The organism is Dietzia sp. 111N12-1, assembly GCF_001658045.1.
GTDB lineage: Bacteria > Actinomycetota > Actinomycetes > Mycobacteriales > Mycobacteriaceae > Dietzia > Dietzia kunjamensis.
In genome coordinates this window covers 1-17,264 of the sequence record NZ_LSSV01000071.1, presented here as the reverse complement: position 1 = coordinate 17,264, position 17,264 = coordinate 1, and the positions used below count along the sequence as shown (strand labels likewise).

Below are 17,264 nucleotides of genomic sequence, written 5' to 3'. Positions count from 1 at the left end.
TGTGCTCACTCCTGCGCTGTGACTGTGTACCCGGCCTCGTCCACGGCGGCGCGGACCGCCGCGGGATCGACCGGGTCGGAGGAGACGACGACGAGGCGACCCGACTCCAGATCGACTTCGACCTCGGTGACTCCCGAGATTTCCGAGACCTCCTCCGTCACGGAGGCGACGCAGTGGCCGCAGGTCATGCCGGAGACGGTGTAGGTGGCAGTGGCGGACATGGTGTTCTCCTCGTTCGGGTGGTGGGTGTGCGGTGACTGTCGGGGCCCGCGATCGGTCGGCGCGGTGATCAGGACCTGACCAGGCGGGCGATGGCGGCGTTGGCCTCGGCGAGCTTGGCCTCGGCTTCCTCCGGGCTGCCGTTCTCGATGGCGCCGGCGACGCAGTGTCCGAGGTGCTCGGAGAGCAGGCTCAGCGAGACGGACTGTAGGGCCCGGGTCATGGCGGAGACCTGCGTGAGGATGTCGATGCAGTACTTGTCCTCCTCGACCATCCGTTGCAGCCCGCGGGCCTGACCCTCGATGCGGCGCAGCCGCTTGAGGTGGTCCTCCTTATGCGGGGTGTATCCATGCTCGGCCATGGCGCATACGGTACCCCCCTAGGGTAAGTGCCGCAACGGTGGATCGCGTTCTCCGACGAGCGCTCCGACCCCCGGCACCGGTTTTCAATCCGGCCCCTGCTGTTTATGGTCGGGGCAGCGTCACTTCCGATGTCGATCAGTCGAGAAAGGAATGGACTCATGACGGACACGACCCAGACCGCTCGCCCGGCCCGGCACCGCTCCCCCGTCCAGTACGCAGCCCTCGCCTTCGGCGTGGTGTTCCTGCTCGTGGGGATCGCCGGCTTCATCCCCGGGATCACCACCGCGTACGACACCATGCAGTTCGCCGGCCACGAATCCGAGGCCATGCTGCTGGGCCTGTTCCAGGTGTCGATCCTCCACAACATCGTCCACCTGCTCTACGGCGTCGTCGGGATCCTGATGTCCCGGACCGCCCCACAGGCTCGTATCTACCTACTGGCCGGCGGCATCGTCTACCTGGCCCTGTGGGTCTATGGCCTGGTGATCGGCCACGATTCGGCGGCCAACTTCGTGCCGCTCAACACGGCCGACAACTGGCTGCACCTGATCCTGGGCCTCGCCATGGTCGCCCTGTCCTTCCTCCACCGCGGGCAGCCGCGCCGAGCCTAGGAGCACCATGACACCCGGCAGCGACTCGACGCCCGATCGGGTCACTCACCCGTGGGGCGAACGCACGCCGTACGGCCCCGGCGAGCAGTGGCCCGTCCGAGTGGACACCCACCTGGCCGACGGAATGGCCGAGGCGGATGTCGACCGGTGGGTGCAGACGGCCTCGATCCTGCACTCCAACGGCGACGGGCTGGACATCGCCGTCGCCGAAGGCCGCATCTGCGGGGTGCGTGGACGTGCAGAGGACCGGGTCAATCGGGGCCGGCTGGGGGTCAAGGACCTCTACGGCTGGCAGGCGAACTCCTCACCGGACCGGCTGACCCGCCCGCTGGTACGCGAGAACGGCGTATTGGTGGAGACCGACTGGGACACGGCGATGGACCGGGTCGTCGGCCGGACCACCGAGTTGCTGGACGAGCAGGGCCCCAGCGCGATCGGTTTCTACACCACCGGGCAACTCTTCGCCGAGGAGTACTACACCCTCGGTGTGATCGCCCACGGTGGCATCGGCACCAACCACGTCGACGGCAACACCCGGCTGTGCACCGCGACGGCCGCCGCGGCGCTCAAGGCGTCCTTCGGATGTGACGGTCAGCCCGGCTCGTACGCCGACATCGACCACGCCGACGTCATCTGCCTCTACGGACACAACATGGCCGAGACGCAGAGCGTGACCTGGATGCGGATCCTGGATCGCCTGGCCGGGGACGACCCGCCCGCGATCCTGTGCGTGGACCCACGCCCCACCCCGGTCGCCGAACACGCCACTATCCATCTGACACCGAGGCCGGGCACCAACCTGGCGCTGATGAACAGCCTGATCCACGAACTGCTCGACGCCGGCCACATCGACCGCGACTACATCGACCAGCACACGGTCGGATACTCGTCACTGGCCGAGCAGGTCGCCGACTACCCGCCGGAGCGGGTGGCCGAGATCTGTGACGTTCCGGCCGAGCAGATCCGCCGGGCCGCCCGGCTCATCGGGGGCGCCGAGCGGCTGATGTCCACGGTGCTGCAGGGCTTCTACCAGTCCAACCAGGCCACCGCGGCCGCTGTGCAGGTCAACAACATCCACCTGCTGCGCGGGATGCTCGGCCGGCCCGGGTGCGGCGTGCTGCAGATGAACGGCCAGCCCACCGCCCAGAACACCCGTGAGTGTGGCGCCGACGGTGACCTGGCGGCCTTCCGGAACTGGTCCAACACCTCGCACGTGCAGGACCTGGCCCGGGTGTGGAACGTCGACCCGATGGACATCCCGCATTACTCGGCACCCACCCACGCCATGCAGATGATGCGGTATGTGGAGGACGGTTCGATCCGGCTGTTGTGGGTCAGCGGCACCAACCCGGCCGTCTCCCTGCCGGAACTCACACGCATCCGCTCGATCCTGTCCCAGGAGCGACTGACACTGGTGGTGCAGGACATCTTCCTCACCGAGACCGCCAGGCTCGCCGACGTCGTCCTGCCGGCCGCCACATGGGGCGAGAAGACCGGCACGTTCACCAACACCGACCGGACCGTGCACCTGTCGGAGAAGGCCGTCGATCCGCCCGGCCAGGCCAGGGCCGACCTGGACATCTTCATCGACTTCGCCCACCGCCTGGGGCTCAAGGACAAGGACGGCGAGCCGCTGATCAAGTGGCACGACCCCGAATCCGCCTTCGAGGCGTGGAAGGACTGCACCGCCGGCCGGCCGTGCGACTACACCGGGCTGACCTACGACAGACTGCGCGGCGGCTCCGGTATCCAATGGCCGTGCAACGACGACAACCCCGACGGCACCGAGCGGCTCTATTCGGACGGGAAGTTCTGGGCGGACCCGGATTCCTGCGAGAACTACGGTCGCGACCTGGTCACCGGCGCCCCCAAGGACGCCACCGAGTACACGGCGATGAATCCGGAGGGCAAGGCGATGCTCAAGGGCGCGGAATACCTCCCCGCGCACGAACCGCCCGACGAGCACTATCCCCTGCAGCTGATCACGGGCCGGACCATCTACCACTTCCACACCCGCACCAAGACCGGCAGAGCCCCCGAGTTGCAGGCAGCCGCTCCGCAGGTGTGGGTGGAGATCTGCGCCGCCGACGCCGCGGCCGCCGGCATCACCGAGGGAGACCTCACGGAGATCGCCACCCCCCGCGGACGGGTGCGGGCGGCCGCCCGGATCACCGGGATCCGACCGGGAGTGATCTTCCTGCCGTTCCATTACGGCTACTGGGACACCGGCGACAGTGCCGGACCAGAGGGCGACGCCGTGGGGACCGCGGCCAACGAGCTCACCCCCACCGACTGGGACCCCGCCTCTAAACAGCCGATCTTCAAGACCGCCGCCGCACGCATCGCCCGGGTCGCCGACCGCGACACCACCTCCCGTGGCCGCCCGACACGCGTATCGACAGGAGGCCCGACATGAGGCTCGGACCCGTTCTCCGCGAACTACACCGCTCCGAGGTCGGGCTCGCGCACAAACTTCTGCAGGTTTCCGAGCGCCACAAGGTCGATCATGAGATCTACCACGTCGCACGGGACCTGGTGGGCTGGTCCCGCAGCCACCTCGCCGAGATCGCCCGGATCGGTGGCGACTACGGCCAGGACCTCGACCCCGCCCCCCGACTCGAACTCGGACTGGCCGAACGGGCGCGGGAGAAGGGCAGCGAACTGCTCGGCAGACACCACACCCCGGAGCTGCTCCTGCTCGAGGACCTACGGACCGTCTACATGGAGGCCTCCGGGGTCGCCATGGACTGGCTCCTCATCGCCCAGGCCGCGCAGGGCCTACGGCACCGCGACCTTCTCGAAGTCGCGGAGAAATGCCAACCCCAGACCACGCGCCAGGCCACATGGGCCCAGGCCAAGCTCAAAGAGACCGCCACCCAGATCCTGGTGAGCTGACAAACGAGAGGAATCGCCATGCCGAAGACAGACAGCGACGGGAACGCGAAGGACAGCGAGCTGCCCTCGACGCTGCAGCGAAGCGATCAGAAGGCCAAGGACACCTTCGCCAAGGCCTATGACTCGGCGGAGGAGGAGTACAGCGACGAGTCCCGTGTCGCGCGGACCGCCTGGAGCGCCGTCAAGCACACGCACGAGAAGGTGGGCGACCACTGGGAGCCCAAGGACGGCAAGGGACCCTCGGATTCACGCTCGGGGGAGCGGCGGCCCGAACCCCTCCGGAGAGTCGAAGGGCGGGGTGGACGCCAACGCCAGCAAGGACCACCTCTACGAGCAGGCGCAGCGGCTCGACATCGAGGGCCGCTCCGACATGACGAAGGACGAGCTCGTGGAGGCGCTGCGCAAGGCCAACGACCGGAAGACGAGGGAGAGCCGAGACGACTCGTGAGCCCGGCAGGAGGAGGACCGCCCCGCCCCTGCCCCACCGAGGATGTGACCACAGAATGAACCACACCAGTGACCGGAAATCACTCTCACTCACCGGTTCAGTGGCGCTGGGCACGGGGGTCATGATCGGCGCCGGCATCTTCGCGCTGGTCGGCCAGGTCGGCGAGCTGGCCGGCGGGTGGATGCCGTGGGCGTTTCTCGCCGGCGCGGTGGTCGTGCTGTTCAGCACGTACTCGTACATCCGGTACTCGGCGACCAACCCGTCGTCCGGCGGAATCGCCATGCTGCTCAAGGCCGCGTACGGCCCCGGCGTGGTCGCCGGCTCGTTCTCCCTGTTCATGTACGTGTCGATGATCCTCGCCGAGTCCCTCCTCGGCAGGACCTTCGGCACCTACCTCCTGCGCGCCTTCGACGTCAGCGACCCGGGCATATGGGTGCCGGTCCTCGCCGTTCTCGCCATCGCCTCCGCCGCGGCCGTGAACCTGGTGGGCAACCGACTGGTGGAACGCTCGGCCATGATCACCGCCGCGGTCAAGATCGGCGGGATCGCCGCGCTGGCCATCGCCGGGATCCTCGCCACCGGCGTGGGGTCACTGTCCCGGCTGGTCGACGCCGGTGACCGCACCCCGCCGGATCACGGGTGGGCCGGATTCCTGGCCGCCGTGGCGTTGACGATCCTCGCCTACAAGGGCTTCACCACGATCACCAATCACGGCGCCGACCTGCGCAGGCCCGAACGCAACCTCGGCAGGTCCATCCTCATCTCCATCGCCCTGTGCACGATGCTCTACCTCCTGATCGTCGTCGCGGTCAGCGGGAGCCTGAGCGTGCCGCAGATCGTCGAGGCCCGTGACTACGCGCTCGCGGAAGCGGCCGCGCCGCTCTTCGGCCCGTGGGGAGTGCGCCTCACCGTGATCGTGGCGGTCGTGGCGACCCTGTCGGGACTCATCGCGAGCCTGTTCTCCGTCTCGAAGCTCTACGACATGCTCCGGGACATGGGGCAGGCCCCGGGGCTGCCGGGCCGGGAAGGCCACCAGTCGCTCTACATCACCGCGGGCCTGGCGATCCTCATGGCCGCCTTCTTCGACCTGTCCAGGATCGCGGCCCTCGGCGCGATCCTCTACCTGACGATGGACATCGCCATCCACCTGGGCGTCATCCGCCGACTCCGGGACGAGGTCGACGCCACCGTGTGGATCCCGTGCGTCGCCATCGTGCTCGACCTGGCCGTACTGGTCCCCTTCGTCGCCCTCAAGGCGGGGTCGGATCCGCTGACCATCGCCCTGACGGCGGGCGTCGCCCTCGCGATCTTCGCCGCGCAGTGGGTCACCGTCAGGCGCCGCGGCGATGACGATCGCGAGGGGGACGAGCACGAACACGCCGGGGCGTGAACGGCGCGCCCGTCAGTCGCGGTCGCGGTGCCTCGCCTCCGCACGGTCGGGCAGCAGATACTCGGCCGACACGGCGGCCGCCGCGGAACCCACGATCACCAGCACGAATCCGACGATGGCGACGTACGGCCCATAGGCGACCGACGCCTCGGCGGACAGCCCCGACAGGATCGGGTCCGCCGTGCCCGTGGAGCCGTACAGCACCCACATGAACGCGAGGTGGGCGATGAGGACCAGCCCCGCCGTCACGGCGTTGAGGATCGCGAAGATGCCGAGCCGGGCCACGAGCGTGACCACGGTGAGGAACGACAGCGCCACCAGGCCGAGGAAGTTCACCGGGGTGATCTCCCTCAGCCCCAGCACCTCGGGCAGCACGAGGCCGGAGAGCGACTGCCCGCCGCCGGTCACCCACGGCAGGTAGAGGCTGAGCAGGGCGATCGCCAGACCGACGAAGGCGACCGGGGCGCCGATGCGGCTCTGGATGATCGGGATCGCCTTCTTCCTCCTGGCCGGCGTGCCGTCCGTGGAGGCCACCGGCTCGGGAGCGTGGGTCGCGTGAGCAGCCATGATGATCACCCTTCCGTGTTGTCCCACATGCGGTATGTGAGGTACACCACAGACTATGTTGATATGACACCTTTCGCTACCCCTGCGGCTGTGAGTTCTCTGAAATTCCGGCCCGCCGCAGCAGACGGATCGGCTGCCCGTCCTTCGGGAACGGCAGCGACTTCATGTCCATCGGGGCCGTATAGTCCGGGTCGACGTGCCACTCGAAGGTGCGCAGCAGGTGATGCAGCACGAGTGAGACCTCGGCGCCGGCGAAGTGCATGCCGATGCACTTGTGCACGCCGCCGCCGAAGGGCTGCCACGCCTGACGGTGGACCTTGTCCTCGCGGCGCTCGTCGGAGAACCGGCCGGGGTCGAAAACTCCCGGATCGGGCCAGTACTGCTCGAGGTGGTGGGTGAAGTAGGGGGCGATCGCCACCATCGTCCCCGCCGGGATGAAGTGACCCAGCACCTCGGTGTCCTTGACGGCCGTGCGCGCGATCGTGGGCACCGGCGACACCAGGCGCAGCGACTCCTTCATCACCAGGTCCAGCGACCTCAACTGCGAGAGCTGTTCATAGCTGATCGTGTCGCCCGGAATCGCCAGGGACTCCTCGCGGCACCGCTGCTGCCACTCCGGGTGCTGGCCCAGGTACTGCATCATCGTCGAGATGGTGATCGTGGACGTGTCGTGCGCGGCCATGAGCAGGAAGATCATGTGGTTGATGACGTCGTCGTCGCTGAACCGCTCGCCGTCGACCTCCACCCGGCACAGCACGGAGAACAGGTCGTCGCCGTCGCCTGCCCGCCTGGCCGGCAGGTACTCGCGGAGGAACTCCTCCACCCGACGTCGGCCGACCAGGCCGCGGTGCCAACGCCCGCCCGGGACGGGGTACCGCACGAGAGCGGTCGCCGCCTGGACACAGTCGATGAACGCGGAATTGACCTGATCGAGACGCGCCTGGCTGGCGCCGGGGGCGCCGCCCATGAAGACCTCCACCGCGAGGTTCAGCGTCAACTGCTTGAGCCGGGGATAGACCTCCACGCGCTCCCCCGGCTGCCACTGCTCGACGGCGGAGCGGACCGCCGGGTCGATCGCTGCCGCGTACCTGGCGAGACGGTCGGAGGTGAACGCCTCCTGCATGAGGCGGCGGTGGGCCATGTGCTCGTCGAAGTCCAGGAGCATCAGGCCGCGGTCGAAGAACGGCCCGATGAGGAACTGCCACGCCTCGCCGTTGGCGAACGCCTTGTCCCGGTTCTGGAGGACCACTCCCGACGCCTCCGGCCCGAGCAGCGCCACGATCCTCGTCCCGAACGCGCGGAACCACGAGACCGGGCCGTACCGGTGGTAGCGCTTCTCCCACAGCCGCATGGGATCCCGCAGATAGTCCAGACCGTGACCGAGAAGCGGTAGACCACCGTCTCCCGGGACCGGAGCCAGCCCACTGTCCGTCGGTGCCTTCGCCAGCGTTCGTGTCACGAGCATCCCCTGACCTCCGGGTGGAGACGCCCGTCCGGGACGGCCCACCACCTGTCTGACAGACGGCTCTGTCAGTTTGGATAGAGTTTGAATCAGACAGGGGGCCCTGTCAAGATTGAGGGATGAACGCGACCCCGCGCCGCTACCGAGGCGTCAGCGCGGAGGAGCGGCGCGCATCCCGCCGGCGCCAACTCCTCGACGCGGCCCTCGAGCTCGTCGGCACCCGCGGTGTCGAGCGAACGACCATGACGGCGATCTGCGCGGAGGCCGGCCTGACCGAGCGCTACTTCTACGAGAGCTTCACCGCCCGCGACCAGCTGCTCCTCGCTCTCGTCGACGAGATCGCCGACCAGGTCCGCACCTCCGTCCTGGCCGCACTCTCCGACACCGAGGGCGACGCCGCGGCCAGAGCCCACGCCGCCCTGGCCGCCTTCGCGGCACTACTCACCGACGACCCCCGCAAGGGACGGGTCGCGATCATCGAGTCGGCCACCGTCCCAACCCTCCGCCAGCGCCGCCACAAGCTGTACCGCGACTTCGCGGCCCTCGTCGTGACCCAGGCCCGGACACTGTTCGGGGACCGCGCCCTGCCCACCCCCCGGGACGAGATCAGCGCCCGCCTCCTGGTGGGCGGCCTGGGTGAGCTCATCACCGCCTGGCTCCAATCCGAGACCAGCGCGAGCATCGACGACATCGTCGACGAGGCGACCCGGTGGTTCACCGTGGGCATGCACGCCTGACCCGCCGGCCGACCACAGTCGACGACTTCCCCGCCGCTACGCCGCCCACCGGGCACGGAACACGTCCCGGGGCAGCGGATCCGTCCACCTCCCCGTGGCGGCGAGATCCGCGGTGAGTCGGCCGATCTCGTCCGCGGCCATGACACCCCGCTCTCCCTCGACCGCCAGAACGGTGCGGTCGTCCACACGGTCGATGTAGGGGTGGTTGGTACTGGTGGCGCACACCAGACACGGGCGCGTGTGCGCCCGCCCCAGGCGGACGCCGGGCAGGAGATCGGTCAACACCGCCAGCGCGTCGTCGACGTCCGCGGAGGCGCCGCCGGTCCGCACCCAGGACGCGATCTCCTCGGCGGAGCCCAGGGGCGTCTCGCGCAGACTGCTGCCGGCGACCTTGAGGTACCAGCGACCGTCCGGGTACCGAACCGGCGACATCACCACTCCGCCGAACTGCTGCGCGCCGTCGCGATGCTTGAGATACATCGTCGCGGGCAGGTCGATCCCGCCCGGATCGTCGACCTCCACCAGCACGACGGTCGCCCCGAGGGTGAACAGCTGCAGTGGCCGCGGCAGCAGGCCGGAGGCGTTGACGGCGGCGCCGAGCGCGAGCACGATCGACCGACCTCGCAGTCGCACTCCCCCGGCCGTGACGACCACCTTGTCGTCGTCGTTGTGGTTGTTGTCGTCGTTGTTGTCGTCGTCATCGCCGCTGTCATCGCCACCCCCCGCGCCGCCCTCGAGCGCGACCACCTCGTCCCGGACGAGTACCGCCCCCGCCGCCGACGCGGCGGCCAGTTCGGCACGGACCAGCGCCCGCGGGTTGACGATCATCCCGCCGGGTTGCACCACGCCCACGTGGCCCGGTTCGAACCGCACCGCGGGGTACCGCCGACGTAGGTCCTCCTCGTCGAGAAGGTGCACGTCGACGCCCAGGTCGCGGGCGTTGGCGGCCAGGACGTCGCGGTCGAACCACTCCCCGGCCGCGTCACCGGCGGCGTCGGCGGGGTTGACCGAGAGGCACTCGACGCCGGTCGTGAACTCGACCCCCGTGCGGCGCGTGAGCTCGGGGAACCGGCGGATCGACCGCGTGGTGAGCATCCCGGTGACCACGGGGATCTCGAGAACGTGGCACATCCGACCCTGGTCATAGTGCCCGGCCCACGTGCCCTGATGGTCGGCGAAGCCCGCGGGCTCCTCGGGGCCGATCACCAGGACGGAATCCCCCCGCTCGGCCAGGTGCCGGGCGGTCGCGGCGCCGATCGGCCCGGCGCCGATGACGATGTGGTCGTAGGTGGGATCGGCGGTCATGGGTCCCCTGGAAGGTCGTTGAGCGGGTGGACTACTACTGTGAGTGCATCACACTTAAGTCACCACGGTGTGCACTTAGGGCGAGGTAGTCTCATCGAAATCCACCAGACCGGATCCGGGGGCGCGAACGTGGAGCAGGAACCGCCGACCCGGCCGCCCGCGCCGAGACCGGAACGGCGCCGGGTTCGCGAGGGCGGCCGGAGCGACCGCGTCCGTCGCACCGTCGGGGAGGCGGTCCTGTCGCTCCTCGCCGAGGGGCGGTGGCAGTTCTCGATGGTGGAGGTCGCCGAACGGGCGGACGTGAACCGACGGACCCTGTACCGGTGGTGGCCGACCACCACCGACCTCGTGGCCGAGGCCCTCGACCAGCACGTCCTCCGGGTTCCCGTGCCGACGTCCGGGGACTGGGAGGGCGACGTGCGGGACTTCGCCCACGCCCTGGCCGCGTTCGCGGCCGACCCGGTGGAGCTCGCCACGGGCGCGCTCCTCGCCACTCGGTCACATCCCGAGCTCGCCGACGTGGTCACCGCGCGCTACCAACCCGCCCTGGACGCCTGGCGGCAGATGGCGTCGCTGGCGAGCGCGCGAGGTGACCTCAACCCCGACCTCGATCCGGACACCGTCGTGACCACGCTCGTGGCACCGCTACTCCTGACGCCGCTCATGAGCGGCCGCCCGCTGCCCCCGGACGCCGTGGACCGGGTGGTCGACGTGATTCTCGCCGCCACCCGGCCGCGGTGACCAACCGCGCTGACGGGCGACGCACGACCGGAGTGCCCGCCGCACACAGCATTCACTTAGACTCTGCTCAACTTCGTGAGCCAGAACACAATCAGTCCGGGGGGACCGTGCCACTTCGTCGAACCGCGATGCGCGCAGCCGCATTCGCCACCGCCATCGCCACCGCTGTCGCCGGAGGGGCCCTGGTCGCCCCCGCCGCCGGAGCGCAGGGATCGTCCAACGACCCGGCGCCCGCCTTCTACCAGCCGCCGGCAGACCTGCCCGCGACCTCCGGCGAGCTCATCAAGACCGAGCCGTTCCCGCTGGCCGGAGCGATCCCGCCGATCCCCGGCGCCGAACCGATCTCCGACGGCGCCGGTCCGCTGTCCACCGACGCGCAGCGCATCATGTACACCTCCGTCGGGTCGCGCGGCCAGGCGATCGCGGTCACCGGCGCCTACCTGCAGCCGCGCGCACCGTGGACCGGACCCGGGTCGCGTCCGCTGGCGGTCGTCGCGCCGGGCACCCAGGGCCAGGCCGACCACTGCGCGCCATCCAAGACGTTCCAGAACCTCGCCACCGTCCGCACCGACCCGCCGGGCGTCGGGTTCGGGTACGAGCTCATCCAGGCCTACGCCCTGCTCGCCCGCGGGTACGCCGTCGCGATGACCGACTACGAGGGCCTCGGCACGCCGGGCCTGCACTCGTACATCAATCGCGAATCCCAGGCCCGTGCCGTCCTCGACCTCGCGCGAGTCGCGGCGTCGGTGCCGGGCGCCGACATCGCCCCGGACGCCCGCACGGTCTTCACCGGCTACTCCCAGGGCGGTGGCGCCGTCGCCGCGGCCGCCGAACTGCACCCGCAGTACGCGCCGGAGGTCAACCTCGTCGGCACCGCCGCGGGCTCTCCGCCGGCCGATCTGCTGGCCACCCTCGAGCAGGTCGACGGGACCGCGATCGCCGGCGTGATCGGCTACTCGCTCAACAGCCTGCTCGACGCCTACCCGGAGATGGGCCCGCTGATCGACCCGTACTTCAACGACCGGGGCCGGGCCATGCTCGCCACCACCGCCGACCAGTGCATCGGCGAGACCGCCGTCCAGTTCTTCCACCAGCGCACCACCGCCTACACGGTCTCGGGCCGGTCGGCCGGCGACATCGTGCGCTCCGAGCCGGTACTCACGGGATTCCTCGAGCGTCAGCGGATCGGCCGGCTCGCGCCCACCACACCCGTGCGCGTTCTCTCGCCCGTGAACGACGACGTCGTCCCCGGCCACCAGTCCCAGCAGCTCGGTCGCGACTGGTGCGCGCAGGGCGTCACCGTGGAGATGGTCATCGACCCGATGCCCCCAGTCGCGCCCGGCCTGGTGATCGGTCACGCCGCACCCATGCTCACCGGCCTGGAGGGCACCCTGCGGTACCTCGACGACCGCGTGCGCGGCGTCCCGGCGCCCAGCAACTGCGGGACCTACTGAGGCCGACTGCTCCGGGGGCCCGGCCCGCCGGGCCCGGCGTCGACAAGGCAGTTCCGCACACATTCGCCGAGAGGCAGGTGTGCGGAACGCTCTTGTCGATGCGCCCCACCGCGCACCCCCACCCTTGCGCAAGCAGATTGCGCAATCTGGTTGTAGACTCGTCGGAGTGACACCCGCCGACCCGCCCGCTGGACCACCCGCCGACCCGACCGCTACCCCGTCGCCCGACGTCGCCGCCCTGGCCGACGATCTCCGCCACGCGCTGCGCCCCCTGTGGCGACGGTTCAACTCCCACCGGACGTTGTCGATGGGCAAGGTCGGGATCCTGTCCCACCTGGAACATCGCGGACCCCTGGCCGCGACCGACCTGGCGGGCCTCGAGCGGATCAGCCACCAGGCCGTCGCCAACGCCGTCCGCGAACTACAGAATCTCGGACTCGTCTCCCGCAGCCCGGACCCCGCCGACGGCCGACGCACCCTCGTCTCCATCACCGCAGGCGGGTGCGAGCAGCTCCGCACCGAGCGCGCCGCGGGCCAGGACTGGCTGGCCCACGCGATCGCCGACCACCTCGATGACGCCGAGCGCGACCGTCTCGCGGCCGCGGTCCCCCTGCTCCGCCGCCTCGACTCCGAGGACGCCCGGTGACCCCTCACCGGCGCCCGGCGCCCCGCTGGTTCGTCCAGGCCCTGGTCTACGCCGCCCTGACCAGCTCGATCGTCAGTTCCCTCGGCATGCTGCTGGTGCCGTCGGTCTCCGCGGAGTTCGGCATCCCCGTGAGCACGGCGCAGTGGATGCTCACGGCCAACCTGCTCGTCGGCGCGGTCGCGACCCCGATCATGGGCCGCCTCGCCGACGGCCCCCATACCCGGAAACTGCTGCTGACCAGCCTCGGTGTGATCTTCCTCGGATCGATCATCGCCACCGTCGCGCCGAACTTCACCGTATTCCTCGTCGGCCGCGCGTTGCAGGGACTGCTCTACGGCACGGTGCCCATCACCATCGCCCTGGCGCGCCGACACCTCACCTACACCGAATCGCAGCCCACCATCTCGACGCTCTCGGTCACCGTGTCGGTGGGGATGGGACTGGGTTATCCGCTCACCGGCATCCTCGCGGCGACGTTCGACCTGCGGGCCGCGTTCGCCTTCGCGGCGCTGTTCGTGGCCACCGCGGCGTTCGGCGTCTGGCGCTTCATCCCTGCGGGCCCCGATCCGCTCGCGCCCCGCACGCCGTTCGACATCGGCGGGGCCCTGCTGCTGGGCGGCGGGCTGGCCGCGTTGCTGCTGTGGATCTCCGAGGGGCAGACCTGGGGTTGGGGGTCCGCGACGGCGCTCGTCGTCCTCGTGGTCGCGCTGAACACTCTGCTCTTCTGGATCGTGCACAGCATCCGTACCCTGCATCCCCTGGTCAACCTCCGCGTGGTCCGCCGGCCGGAGGTCCTGCTGGCCAACGCCACCGCGATCGGCCTGGGCACCGCGATGTACATTGGGTTGTCCATCGCGAGCCTCGTGGCGCAGGCACCCGCGGACACCGGTTTCGGCCTGGCCGTGCCACTGATGTGGGCGGGGTTCATGATGGCGCCGCTGTCGGTGGGCAGCCTGGTGGCCAACCGCACGGTCCGTGCCCTGTCCCGCCGCTACGACATGGCGGTGTTCCTGCCCGTCGGCGCGGCCGTGATGACAGTGGCGTCGGTGCTGTTGTGGTTGCGGCACGGCGACTTCTGGACGCTGGCGATCGGCATGTTCCTCTTCGGCGCCGGGATCGGCTCGGGTTACGCCGCGATGCCCGCGCTCATCGCCCGCAGCGTGGCGGTGGACCAGCTCGGCAGCGCGGTGAGCTTCAACCAGGTGCTCCGCACGGTCGGCGGCGCGGTCGGCGCGGCCCTGTCGGCCGCCGTCCTCGCCGCGCACCCCTCCGACTCCGCGTACTCGACCGACGAGGGCATCACCATGGCGTTCGGCGTGGGTGTGATCTGCTGCGCGACAGTGATGCTCGCGTTGGTGCTCCATGCCGTCACGGGTCGACGACGACGAGCCCAGCAGTAGCCCCGGCGTCCCGCATTCTGCGCGCGATCGCACTCGGGCATGCGCGACGGAATCGACCGCCCCCGCGGGTCGGAGTCAGGCCCAGGGGGTCGTGGCCTGGAGCACCGCTTCCTGCAAGGCGCTCGTACGCAGTTCCGTGACGGTCTGGTACCCGGGGTCGGCGACCATCTCGCTGAACGCGGCGCGACTGGGGTATCGGACCAGCAGAACGGCATCCCAGTCCTGGCCGGTCTCGGCGACCAGGGCTGTGGAACCGTCACCCGCGTAGAGAACCTCAGCGCCGTAGCGGGGGAGGAACGTCTCGTTCAGCGCCGCAGCGTACTTCGCGTAGTCCTCTCGCCCACCATCGGCGAACCGGAGCAGGTTCAGCATCACGACCGGGCCGCCGGGGTCGTCGGCGAGGTAGCGCTTGAGGCCTCTTCCGCGGGGATCGATAGCCATCAGGCGAGTATCGCCGCCAGTCCCGCGACGGTGGCGCGAACGGCCATCATCATTTCTTCTGCCGACGGCTTCCGCCGTGCCAGTCCTCCTGCGTGCCGACCGTGTCCGCGTCGACTCCGAACGCGGCGAGCTGCGGCTTCTCGCGCAGGCTGCGCTTGAGCTCGGCGAAACCCGGGAAGCGGGCGAGCCCCACCACGTGGTCCCAGAGCTCGGCCGCCGAGTCCTCGTGTGGCAGCCGGCTGATCACGGGTCCGAAGAAGGCGACGCCGGTCGGCGGTTCGAAGTGGATGATGGGCGTGCCCACGTCCTTGCCCGTCAGCGAGAGCGCCTCGTCGGTCTCCCGGCGGATCTCGGCGTCCCACGACTCGTCGTCGACGGCGTCCGCCAGTTCGAGCGGCAGATCAGCGTCGGCGAGGACCAGCCTGGCGAACTCGCTCGTGCCGCGCCGCTCACGCTCGTCGCCTTCGCTGCGGTCGTCGCCGGCGTCCGGAGCGGTGTCGAAGATGCGCGCCCCGAAGGCGGCGTACAGCGGCGCCATCGCCTCCCGGCCGTGCTCGGCTCGCGCTCGAGCCGCCACTCTCAGGAGCCGCAGCCCGGCGGTGTGGCCGGCTTCGTACTCAGGGGGGAAGTGCGCGTCGTAGTCGACACCGGCGTTGACCAGGCGCAACGAGATGAACCGCCAATCGACCGTGTAGTCGCGCTGCGCCTGCACCTGGCGCACCCACTTGCTGGTCATCCAGGCGAAGGGGCAGACCGGGTCGAAGTAGAAGTTGATGTCGGCGTCCATGCGCCCACCCTAGCCAGGTGTTCCGGCCGCGCAGCCCGCTGGCGCATAGCATGGTGCGAACCCGGTGACCAGGAGGTCTCTACGTGACCGAGACGCCAGTCAATCCCGAACAGCACCAGGCCGACGGGCCTGGACTTCGCCGCCCGCAGGTGATCGTGTTCGATGTCAACGAGACCCTGTCCGACACCACGGCGATGGCGGCCCGGTTCTCCGACGTCGGGGCACCCGGCTCGATGTATCCCCTGTGGTTCGCCGACCTCCTGCGCGACGGCTTCGCCCTCACCGCCGCAGGTGCCGCTCGCCCGTTCGCTGACATCGGCACCGGGCTCCTGCAGGTCATGCTGTCGGAGGTGGAGCTCGACCGACCTCTCGACGAGGCGATCGAGCACATCATGAGCGGGTTCGTCGGACTCGATCCTCATCCCGATGTCGCCGACGGCGTCTCGGCGTTGACGGAGCTGGGGATCCGATTGGTCACCCTCAGCAACGGTTCGACACAGGTCGCCGAGAAGCTGCTCACGTCAGCCGGTGTGCGACGCGACTTCGACTTGCTGCTGTCGGTCGACTCCGCCGGCGCGTGGAAACCAGCCGCCCCTGCCTACGAGTTCGCACTCGAGCAGTGCGCCGTTGCCCCCTCGGACGCCATGCTCGTGGCCGTCCATCCCTGGGACATCGACGGCGCCCACCGGATCGGTATGCGAACGGCATGGATCAACCGCACCCACGGCATGTACCCGAAGCATTTCACCAGCCCGGACCTCGAGGTCACGGACATCACGCAGTTGGCCCGCCGCCTCAGGTGAGTACAGCCCCTCGGTGCGGAACCTAGATGTACTGCCCACGCAGGTTGTGTACGCGGTCTGCGGGTGAGGCGCCTCGTAGCGCGGTGTGGCCGCGGTGGAAATTGTAGTGGTGCAGGAATGCGGGTAGGCGAGCCGCGCGGTCGGATTCGCTGACGTACGCGGTGGCGTAGGCCCATTCCTCGAGCATGGTGCGGTTGTAGCGCTCGACCTTGCCGTTGGTCTGCGGGCGGTACGGGCGGGTGCGCTTGTGTGCGATATTGCCTCCGAGGGCCTCGGCGAAGGCGTGGGAGCGGTAGCAGGAGCCGTTGTCGGTCAGCACCCGCCGCACGGTGATCCCGGCGTCGGCGAAGTAGGCGTGGGCCCGGTGCCAGAATCCGGCGGCGGTCTCCTTGCGCTCGTCTTCTAGGAGCTCGCTGTAGGCCAGGCGTGAGTGGTCGTCGACGGCATTGTGGATGTACCAGTAGCCCATCCCGCGTTTGCGGTCACGTTTGCCCTTGGCGCGGCCGTGGACCTTGTGCCCGCCTCCGTCGGGGATGCGGCCGAGCTTCTTGATATCCACATGCACCAGATCCCCCGGCGCCTCGTGCTCGTAGCGACGCGGGCGCCGCGTGTGCGCCCGGACGGGCGCGCCGGTGGCCGGGTCGGTGAACGCCAACCTGACGCAGCCGTAGCGGGACAGGATCTTGTGCACCGTGGACGGTTGCATGCCCAGGTGGTAGGCGATCCGGGCCGGGCCCCACCGGCGGGATACGCGCAGACCGAGCACGCGGCGTTCCCGCCGCCGCGGCGTCTGGGTCGGGCTGTGGTGCGGGCGGCTGGAGCGGTCGACCATGCCGTCCTTGCCCAGCTGCCGGTACCGGCGGGCCCACTTGCGGGCGGTGGTGACCGAGACACCGAACCGCTCCGCCGCTCGCCGCGGTACCCAATCGTCCTCGACGACACACCGAGCCAGACGCAGTCTTCCCGTCGGAGTCAGCGGGGCGTTAGCGTGGGACA

General features: G+C 69.8%; 18 protein-coding genes and 1 pseudogene. 11 read left to right on the top strand and 8 right to left on the bottom strand.

The window, feature by feature from the left end; all coding sequences use genetic code 11:
• Positions 1 to 5: 5 nt before the first annotated feature.
• Together AYO52_RS14435 and AYO52_RS14430 are read right to left on the bottom strand one after the other, a co-directional pair.
• Positions 6 to 221 carry a heavy-metal-associated domain-containing protein gene (locus AYO52_RS14435; protein WP_007633030.1) on the bottom strand — a complete coding sequence of 72 codons (216 nt, stop codon included), beginning with the start codon at positions 219 to 221 and terminating at the stop codon, positions 6 to 8.
• Positions 222 to 289: 68 nt separating this feature from the next.
• Entirely contained in the window at positions 290 to 580 is a 291-nt protein-coding gene (locus AYO52_RS14430; RefSeq protein WP_067718792.1) for a metal-sensitive transcriptional regulator, read from the bottom strand.
• A 159-nt stretch (positions 581 to 739) separates the two neighbouring features.
• Here AYO52_RS14430 and AYO52_RS14425 point away from each other — a divergent pair, with 159 nt between their 5' ends.
• The 5 genes and pseudogenes from AYO52_RS14425 (at position 740) to AYO52_RS14405 (ending at position 5,925) form a co-directional block, all read left to right on the top strand.
• Positions 740 to 1,192, top strand: coding sequence for a DUF4383 domain-containing protein (locus tag AYO52_RS14425; protein WP_067718789.1), 453 nt, complete (start codon positions 740 to 742; stop codon positions 1,190 to 1,192).
• Between the two features lie 7 nt (positions 1,193 to 1,199).
• Positions 1,200 to 3,608, top strand: a complete 2,409-nt coding sequence (locus AYO52_RS14420; protein WP_082924046.1) for a molybdopterin oxidoreductase family protein — start codon at positions 1,200 to 1,202, stop codon at positions 3,606 to 3,608.
• The gene (locus tag AYO52_RS14415; protein WP_067718787.1) at positions 3,605 to 4,087 is read left to right on the top strand and encodes a hypothetical protein; all 483 of its coding nucleotides are present in this window, start codon (positions 3,605 to 3,607) and stop codon (positions 4,085 to 4,087) included. Before AYO52_RS14420 ends, AYO52_RS14415 begins: the two co-directional genes overlap by 4 nt.
• A gap of 18 nt (positions 4,088 to 4,105) precedes the next feature.
• Positions 4,106 to 4,535 (top strand): annotated as a pseudogene (locus AYO52_RS14410) (ChaB family protein).
• A 55-nt stretch (positions 4,536 to 4,590) separates the two neighbouring features.
• On the top strand, positions 4,591 to 5,925 hold the full coding sequence (locus tag AYO52_RS14405) for an APC family permease (RefSeq protein ID WP_067718784.1): 1,335 nt from the start codon (positions 4,591 to 4,593) through the stop codon (positions 5,923 to 5,925).
• A gap of 12 nt (positions 5,926 to 5,937) precedes the next feature.
• Here AYO52_RS14405 and AYO52_RS14400 read toward each other — a convergent pair whose 3' ends face one another.
• Both AYO52_RS14400 and AYO52_RS14395 read right to left on the bottom strand, forming a co-directional pair.
• A complete protein-coding gene (locus tag AYO52_RS14400; RefSeq protein ID WP_067719124.1) occupies positions 5,938 to 6,492 on the bottom strand; it encodes a hypothetical protein in 555 nt (184 codons plus the stop codon).
• Between the two features lie 76 nt (positions 6,493 to 6,568).
• Positions 6,569 to 7,951 (bottom strand): cytochrome P450, encoded by a 1,383-nt coding sequence (locus tag AYO52_RS14395; protein WP_067719121.1) that lies wholly within the window; start codon positions 7,949 to 7,951, stop codon positions 6,569 to 6,571.
• Positions 7,952 to 8,073: 122 nt separating this feature from the next.
• Here AYO52_RS14395 and AYO52_RS14390 point away from each other — a divergent pair, with 122 nt between their 5' ends.
• Positions 8,074 to 8,691: a TetR/AcrR family transcriptional regulator gene (locus AYO52_RS14390; RefSeq protein ID WP_067718782.1), complete on the top strand. Its 618-nt coding sequence runs from the start codon at positions 8,074 to 8,076 to the stop codon at positions 8,689 to 8,691.
• A gap of 36 nt (positions 8,692 to 8,727) precedes the next feature.
• Here AYO52_RS14390 and AYO52_RS14385 read toward each other — a convergent pair whose 3' ends face one another.
• Entirely contained in the window at positions 8,728 to 9,996 is a 1,269-nt protein-coding gene (locus tag AYO52_RS14385) for an FAD-binding oxidoreductase (protein ID WP_067718779.1), read from the bottom strand.
• Positions 9,997 to 10,125: 129 nt separating this feature from the next.
• Between AYO52_RS14385 and AYO52_RS14380 the strand changes: the two genes are divergently transcribed.
• From AYO52_RS14380 to AYO52_RS14365, 4 genes are all read left to right on the top strand, one after another.
• Positions 10,126 to 10,737, top strand: a complete 612-nt coding sequence (locus AYO52_RS14380) for a TetR/AcrR family transcriptional regulator (protein WP_067718776.1) — start codon at positions 10,126 to 10,128, stop codon at positions 10,735 to 10,737.
• Between the two features lie 128 nt (positions 10,738 to 10,865).
• Positions 10,866 to 12,191 (top strand): lipase family protein, encoded by a 1,326-nt coding sequence (locus AYO52_RS14375; RefSeq protein ID WP_067718773.1) that lies wholly within the window; start codon positions 10,866 to 10,868, stop codon positions 12,189 to 12,191.
• Between the two features lie 166 nt (positions 12,192 to 12,357).
• A complete protein-coding gene (locus AYO52_RS14370; protein WP_253702185.1) occupies positions 12,358 to 12,837 on the top strand; it encodes a MarR family winged helix-turn-helix transcriptional regulator in 480 nt (159 codons plus the stop codon).
• On the top strand, positions 12,834 to 14,237 hold the full coding sequence (locus AYO52_RS14365; RefSeq protein ID WP_067718771.1) for an MFS transporter: 1,404 nt from the start codon (positions 12,834 to 12,836) through the stop codon (positions 14,235 to 14,237). Before AYO52_RS14370 ends, AYO52_RS14365 begins: the two co-directional genes overlap by 4 nt.
• Before the next feature lie 75 nt (positions 14,238 to 14,312).
• Here the strand turns inward: AYO52_RS14365 and AYO52_RS14360 are convergent, their stop codons facing one another.
• Positions 14,313 to 14,678, bottom strand: a complete 366-nt coding sequence (locus AYO52_RS14360) for a DUF1330 domain-containing protein (protein ID WP_067718768.1) — start codon at positions 14,676 to 14,678, stop codon at positions 14,313 to 14,315.
• 49 nt (positions 14,679 to 14,727) lie between these two features.
• Positions 14,728 to 15,465, bottom strand: coding sequence for a hypothetical protein (locus tag AYO52_RS14355; RefSeq protein ID WP_067718766.1), 738 nt, complete (start codon positions 15,463 to 15,465; stop codon positions 14,728 to 14,730).
• An 83-nt stretch (positions 15,466 to 15,548) separates the two neighbouring features.
• Here AYO52_RS14355 and AYO52_RS14350 point away from each other — a divergent pair, with 83 nt between their 5' ends.
• A complete protein-coding gene (locus tag AYO52_RS14350; RefSeq protein ID WP_067718764.1) occupies positions 15,549 to 16,268 on the top strand; it encodes a haloacid dehalogenase type II in 720 nt (239 codons plus the stop codon).
• A 22-nt stretch (positions 16,269 to 16,290) separates the two neighbouring features.
• On the opposite strand, the gene AYO52_RS14345 is transcribed toward AYO52_RS14350, so the two are convergent.
• Positions 16,291 to 17,264, bottom strand: a 974-nt coding sequence (locus tag AYO52_RS14345; protein WP_067718759.1) for an IS481 family transposase, incomplete at its 5' end; no start/stop codon positions are given.